This window comes from Cupriavidus sp. 05N38 (assembly GCF_056397345.1).
Map to the genome: position 1 here is coordinate 20,636 of NZ_JBFTNF010000085.1, position 6,409 is coordinate 27,044.

6 protein-coding genes and 1 tRNA gene are annotated in these 6,409 nt (G+C 66.7%); 4 read left to right on the top strand and 3 right to left on the bottom strand.

What is annotated here, in order from left to right; all coding sequences use genetic code 11:
* The first annotated feature begins 2 nt into the window (after positions 1-2).
* From hflC to AC1DK4_RS36335, 4 genes are all read left to right on the top strand, one after another.
* Entirely contained in the window at positions 3-911 is a 909-nt protein-coding gene (gene hflC, locus AC1DK4_RS36320; RefSeq protein ID WP_441643568.1) for a protease modulator HflC, read from the top strand.
* Positions 912-1,195: 284 nt separating this feature from the next.
* Positions 1,196-2,359 carry an ATP phosphoribosyltransferase regulatory subunit gene (locus tag AC1DK4_RS36325; protein WP_477132124.1) on the top strand — a complete coding sequence of 388 codons (1,164 nt, stop codon included), beginning with the start codon at positions 1,196-1,198 and terminating at the stop codon, positions 2,357-2,359.
* A 113-nt stretch (positions 2,360-2,472) separates the two neighbouring features.
* Positions 2,473-3,813: an adenylosuccinate synthase gene (locus tag AC1DK4_RS36330; RefSeq protein ID WP_441623144.1), complete on the top strand. Its 1,341-nt coding sequence runs from the start codon at positions 2,473-2,475 to the stop codon at positions 3,811-3,813.
* A 133-nt stretch (positions 3,814-3,946) separates the two neighbouring features.
* Positions 3,947-4,507 (top strand): phosphoribosyltransferase, encoded by a 561-nt coding sequence (locus AC1DK4_RS36335; protein ID WP_441623145.1) that lies wholly within the window; start codon positions 3,947-3,949, stop codon positions 4,505-4,507.
* Positions 4,508-4,535: 28 nt separating this feature from the next.
* Here the strand turns inward: AC1DK4_RS36335 and AC1DK4_RS36340 are convergent, their stop codons facing one another.
* From AC1DK4_RS36340 to AC1DK4_RS36350, 3 genes are all read right to left on the bottom strand, one after another.
* Positions 4,536-5,147, bottom strand: a complete 612-nt coding sequence (locus AC1DK4_RS36340; protein WP_441623147.1) for an NAD(P)-dependent oxidoreductase — start codon at positions 5,145-5,147, stop codon at positions 4,536-4,538.
* A 145-nt stretch (positions 5,148-5,292) separates the two neighbouring features.
* Positions 5,293-5,730: an Rrf2 family transcriptional regulator gene (locus AC1DK4_RS36345; RefSeq protein WP_441623149.1), complete on the bottom strand. Its 438-nt coding sequence runs from the start codon at positions 5,728-5,730 to the stop codon at positions 5,293-5,295.
* A gap of 545 nt (positions 5,731-6,275) precedes the next feature.
* A tRNA-Leu gene (locus AC1DK4_RS36350) sits at positions 6,276-6,362 on the bottom strand.
* Positions 6,363-6,409 lie beyond the last annotated feature (47 nt).

Below are 6,409 nucleotides of genomic sequence, written 5' to 3' on the forward strand. Positions count from 1 at the left end.
ACATGAACCGACTGATTTCCATTGTCATTGGCCTCTTCATCCTGCTGGCGATCGGCTCCTCGATGGTGTTCGTGGTGGACCAGCGCCAGTACGCCGTGGTCTTCGCCTTTGGCGAGATCAAGCAGGTGGTGCGCGAGCCCGGCCTGCACTTCAAGTTGCCGCCGCCGCTGCAGAACGTGATCTTCATGGACCGCCGCCTGCTGACCATCGACGCGACCGCGTCCGAGCGTTTCCTGACCGCCGAGAAGAAGAGCATGGTGGTGGACTGGTTCGTCAAATGGCGCATCGTCGATCCGCGCAAGTTCTATGTTGCCTTCAACGGCAATATCCGCGGCGCCCAGGATCGCATGACCCAGCGTATCGATTCGGTCGCCCGCGAGGAATTCGGCAAGCGCACCGTGGCCGACGTGGTCGCCGGCGAGCGCGACAAGGTCATGCAGAACATCCGCTCGGCCATGGCCGACTACGCCCAGTCGGTCGGCGTCGAGATCATCGACGTGCGCCTCAAGCGCGTGGACCTGCTGCCCGCGATCAGCGAATCGGTGTACCGCCGCATGGAGGCCGAGCGCAAGCGCGTGGCCAACGAACTGCGTTCCACCGGCGCGGCCGAAGGCGAGAAGATCCGCGCCGACGCCGACCGCCAGCGCGAAGTCGTGCTGGCCGAGGCCTACCGCGACGCGCAGAAGATCAAGGGCGAGGGCGATGCCCAGGCTTCGCAGATCTACGCCGATGCATTCGGCCGCGATCCGCAGTTCGCGCAGTTCTGGCGCAGCATGGAGGCTTACCGGAATACCTTCCGCGACAAGCGCGACGTGTTGGTGCTGGAGCCCAATTCCGACTTCTTCCGCTATATGCGCTCGGCGGGAGGCGCCCCGGCGCCGGCCGCGGCGCCGGCGGCAGGACGTCGCTAGCAGGGCCACGCTGGGCGGCCACGGCCGCCGGGCGCCAGGACAAAACCCCGGCTTGCCGGGGTTTTGTCCGGCTGGAGGGGCGGCGATGCGCGCCGCGGCGGGCGTCGCGGCCGTCTCACGGCGGCGCTGCCGGGTGACTGGCAGCCGGCTTGCCGCTGGCGAGGAAGACTGCGCGAACGAATGCGCAATCGCATGCGCAAACGAATGCGCGAACGAATGCGCGAACGAAATTCAACGGGTGCACCAAGGGCGCCCGGCAACTGCATGACGTGAAGAGATTTACCATGTCCAACCACTGGCTTCTGCCTGAAAACATTGCCGACGTGCTGCCGTCGGAGGCCCGCAAGATCGAGGAACTGCGCCGCCGCATGCTGGACCTGTTCCGCACCTACGGCTACGAGCTCGTCATGCCGCCGATGCTGGAGTACCTGGAGTCGCTGCTGACCGGCACCGGGCACGACCTCGACCTGCGCACGCTCAAGCTGGTGGATCAGCTGTCCGGCCGCACCATGGGCCTGCGCGCCGATATCACGCCCCAGGTGGCCCGGATCGACGCCCATTTGCTCAACCGCTCCGGCGTGACCCGCCTGTGCTATGCCGGCAATGTGCTGCATGCCCGCCCGGCGGGTTTTCGCGCGACGCGCGAGCCGATCCAGGTCGGCGCGGAGATCTACGGCCATGCCGGCCTCGAAGCCGACGTCGAAATCCAGGCCCTGATGCTGGCCGCGCTCCAGGTGGCCGGGCTGACCGATGTCCGGCTCGACCTGTGCCACGCCGGCATCCTGGAAGCCTTGCTCGACGGCCTGCCGTCGAGCCGCAAGATCGAGGACGCGCTGTTCGCCGCGCTCGAGACCAAGGATGTTTCGGCGCTGCGCGAGCTGACCGAAGGCATGCCGCAAGCCGAGCGCGATGCGCTGCTGGCCCTGCCAACGCTGTATGGCGGGGTGGAGGTGCTGGAGCGCGCCCGCGCCACGCTGCCGGCCAGCCCGGCCATCGGGCGCGCGCTGGATGAACTGGCCGCGCTGGCCGCCGAGGTGAACGGAGCCAGCGTCAATATCGACCTGTCCGACCTGCGCGGCTACCACTACCACAGCGGCGTGATGTTCACCGCCTACGTGGCCGGCCTGCCCAACTACGTGGCCCGCGGTGGCCGTTACGACAAGGTCGGGGAAGCCTTTGGCCGCGYCCGGCCCGCAACCGGCTTCTCGCTGGATTTGCGCGAAGTTGCCGCGCTGTCACCGCTGGAAGTGCGGGCATTCGCCATTTTCGCGCCGTGGGATGCGGATCCCGAGCTGCGCGCGAAGATCGCCGCGCTGCGCGCCGAGGGCGAGATCGTGATCCAGTCGCTGCCGGGCCATACGCACCAGCTCGACGAGTTCAATTGCGACCGCCAGCTCGTGCGCGACGCCGGCGGCTGGACGGTGGTGCCGCGCCGCGCGGGCGCCTGAGCGCCGCGCCGGCTCGTTTCATTTCCTTCGCGTTGCAGGCCGATCTCCCCAAAATCGGGGAGTTGTCCGGCAACGAGAGTAAAATACGTTTTTAACCTTCTGACCAAATCAACATGTCCGCTTCTGCAGTAAGCCAGGGACGCAATGTCGTCGTGATCGGCACCCAGTGGGGTGACGAAGGCAAAGGGAAAATCGTCGATTGGCTTACCGATCATGCAAAGGGCGTGGTGCGGTTCCAGGGTGGCCACAATGCGGGCCACACCCTCATCATCGGCGGCAAGAAGACCATCCTGCGACTGATCCCGTCGGGCATCATGCGCGCAGGCACGGTCTGCTACATCGGCAATGGCGTGGTGCTGTCGCCCGAGGCGCTGTTCCGCGAGATCGAAGAACTGGAAAGCGCCGGCCTGCAGGTGCAGAACCGCCTGCGCATCTCCGAAGCAACCACGCTGATCCTGCCGTACCACGTTGCCATCGACAAGGCGCGCGAAGCGCGCCGCGGCGCCGGCAAGATCGGCACCACCGGCCGCGGCATCGGCCCGGCCTACGAAGACAAGGTAGCCCGCCGCGCGCTGCGCGTGCAGGACCTGTTCGATCCCAAGCTGTTCGCCGAGCGCCTGCGCGAAAACCTGGACCTGCACAACTTCATGCTGACCCAGTACCTGGGCGCCGAAGCGGTGGACTTCCAGCAGACCCTGGACGAAATGCTGGCCTACGCGCCGCGCCTGGCGCCGATGGTGGCCGACGTGTCCGCCGAGCTGTACGCGGTCAACGCCGCCGGCGACAACCTGATGTTCGAAGGCGCGCAAGGCACGCTGCTCGATGTCGACCACGGCACCTATCCGTTCGTCACTTCCAGCAACTGCGTGGCCGGTGCGGCCGCGGCGGGCGCCGGGGTCGGCCCGGGCCGCCTGAACTACATCCTGGGCATCACCAAGGCGTACTGCACCCGCGTGGGTTCGGGCCCGTTCCCCAGCGAGCTGTACGACAACGACAACCCCGCCCGCCAGGATCCGGTGGGCGTGCGCCTGGCCAACGTCGGCAAGGAATTCGGCTCGGTCACCGGCCGTCCGCGCCGCACCGGCTGGCTCGATGCCGCCGCGCTCAAGCGCTCGGTGCAGATCAACGGCGTGTCGGGCCTGTGCATGACCAAGCTCGACGTGCTGGATGGCCTGGAAACCCTGAAGCTGTGCGTGGGTTACGAGCTGGACGGCAAGACCGTCGACATCCTGCCGCGCGGCTCGGATGCGGTGGCGCGCTGCGTGCCGGTGTACGAGGAGTTCCCGGGCTGGAACGAGTCCACCTTCGGCGTGAAGGCCTGGGATGCACTGCCGGAACAGGCGCGCACCTACCTCAAGCGCATCGAAGAAGTGGTCGGCATCCCGATCGACATGATCTCGACCGGCCCGGACCGCGACGAGACCATCCTCCTGCGCCACCCCTACGTGGCCTGACGCCTGGCGCGCCCGCAAGGGCGCCCGTGGCATGACGCCGGCAAGGCGTCGAGAGCACAATAGCAAATCGGCCCGCGCAAGCGGGCCGAAACATTATCGGTCGACAGACCTCAAGCCGAAGAGCTGGAAAATCATGACCCTGCCATCGAACGACGACGAGAACCTGTGGATCTCGTGGGACGAATACCACAGCCTGATCGCACGCCTCGCACTGAACGTCCATGAGTCGGGCTGGAAGTTCGACAAGATCCTGTGCCTGGCGCGTGGCGGCTTGCGCGTCGGCGACCAGATGTCGCGCATTTTCGACGTGCCCCTGGCCATCCTCGCCACCAGCAGCTATCGCGAAGCGGCCGGCACGCAGCAGGGCGACCTGGATATCGCTCAGTACATCACCATGACCCGCGGCGAGCTGTCGGGCAAGATCCTGCTGGTGGACGACCTGGTGGATTCCGGCGTGACGCTGGAGCGCGTGGGCCGCCACCTGAAGGAGCGCTATCCCGCCGTGACGGAAGTCCGCTCCTCGGTGCTCTGGTACAAGGCCTGCTCCAAGGTCAAGCCGGACTACCACGTGACCTTCCTGCCGACCAATCCCTGGATCCACCAGCCGTTCGAAGAGTACGACACCCTGCGCCCGCACAACCTCGCGGCCTGGCTCAAGCGCGGCAAGCACGCCACCGACGGCAGCGCGGGCTGAGCAGGCAGGACGCCGGGCGCGGGCCCGGTCAGTACGCCACCGTGTAGCGCTGGCGAGAGTGTGCGGGCTTTTCCACCTCGTCGATCATGGCGGTGGCGTAGTCTTCCATCGAGATCCAGCTCTTGCCCGAGGCATCGGACATCAGCGTTTCCTCGCCCGTGCGCCAGCTGCCGGTGCGGGTGCCCGGCTCGAACAGCGCCGCCGGGGAGAGGAAGGTCCAGTCGAGCGCGCTCTCGGTGCGCAGGGCCGCGAGGAAGTCGCGTCCGGCCAGGGCTTCCGCCTTGTATGCCTCGGGGAACTGGGGGGTATCCACCAGTTGCACGCCGGGCGCCACCAACAGGCTGCCGGCGCCGCCCACCACCAGCAGGCGCGGCACGCCCGCCGCCTTTACCGCACCGACGATCTGCGCGGCGCTTGCCTGCAGGAAGCGCACCGTGCTGATGACCACGTCGCTGCCGGCGATCGCCGCGGCCAGCGCCCCGGTGTCCGCCACGTCGGCGTTGCGGGCGGTGAGGTTCGGTTGCGCCGGGAGCTTCCCGGCCTGGCGTGCGACGGCGGTCACTGCGTGGCCGCGGCGCAGGGCCTCATCGATCAGGCGGGTGCCGACGCGACCGGTGGCGCCGATGATTGCGATTTTCATCTTTAACTCCTTGCTTGGCTGTATAGCCTGGTTACTTTAGCCCGGCTGCATCGCCAGTGCGGCGATCGCGGCAGGGCATGCCCGCGGCTGGCGCGAGCATGGGGCTGATGTGAAACTGATTTGGTTACACATCAGGTCAAAAAAATCAGCGCTTGCGGCGCTCCGCGGCGGCACGCTCCACCTCCGCCAGCATGCCGGCGATGGTGGTCTGTGCCAGCGCGCTGTCCATTGCCGCCTGCGCGTGGTCGGCGGCCTGCTTCAGCGCACCCGTGATTTCCCGGCCCACCATGCACGCCGGGTTGGGCGCGCTGTGGTGCAGCGTGATCAGCGCGGTCGATTCCACCGCGCGGAACACGTCGAGCAAGGTGATCGACGCCGCCGCGCGCGCCAGCGAGGCGCCGCCGGTGCTGCCCATCGCGGTGCTCACCAGTCCGGCCTCGGCCAGCTGGCCCACCAGCCGGCGGATCAGCGCCGGGTTGGTGCCCACGCTGCCCGCGATCAGGGACGACGGCAAGGGCTCGTCGGCGCTGGCCAGCAAGGTGAGGATATGAACGGCAACGGCGAAGCGGCTACTGGTGGTCATGGTTAGTGATGCAATGTGAAACCATGATAGTTACAGATACCGCCGACTGTCAAGCTGCCGATTATCTGGCAGGCGGACGGCGTCGCGGCAAGGAGGGTGTCCAGGCCGAATAGCGGATGCACGGCTGGAGATGCGCTTGGGCATAAACAGTGCGGTTCATGGCGAAAATCGCGGGAAATCTTCGGGAAACACGACATTTGGACGCGCGCGTGGCGGAAGAATGCCGGTATCGGCACTGAAACTGATACACTCACCCGCAGCGCAGCAGTCGGCGCGAAAGGCGGTCGGTTGGCGGTCGGTTGGCGGTGGTTTTCGCCCGGGCCGCGCCCTGGTGGTTCGTGTGAACGCCGGGCCCTGTGACAGGGCCGCCTGAGGGCGGCGAGGCATACGCCGCGAACCGCCGCTGTGTTTATATTGATTGGTCGCGCGGTCGCGCGGTCGCGCAAATCGAAAATATCGAATCGGGAGCAGCAAGTTGTCAGATCAGACGCCGGAAAACAAAAAACCCGCAAGGCTCGAAAGCGCTGCGGGTTTCCCGTTTGATCTGGTGCCCAGGAGAGGACTCGAACCTCCACAGTGTTGCCACCGCTAGGACCTGAACCTAGTGCGTCTACCAATTTCGCCACCTGGGCGGGCGTCGAAACAACAGAAGCGCTCATTATAGCGACCGCAATACGTT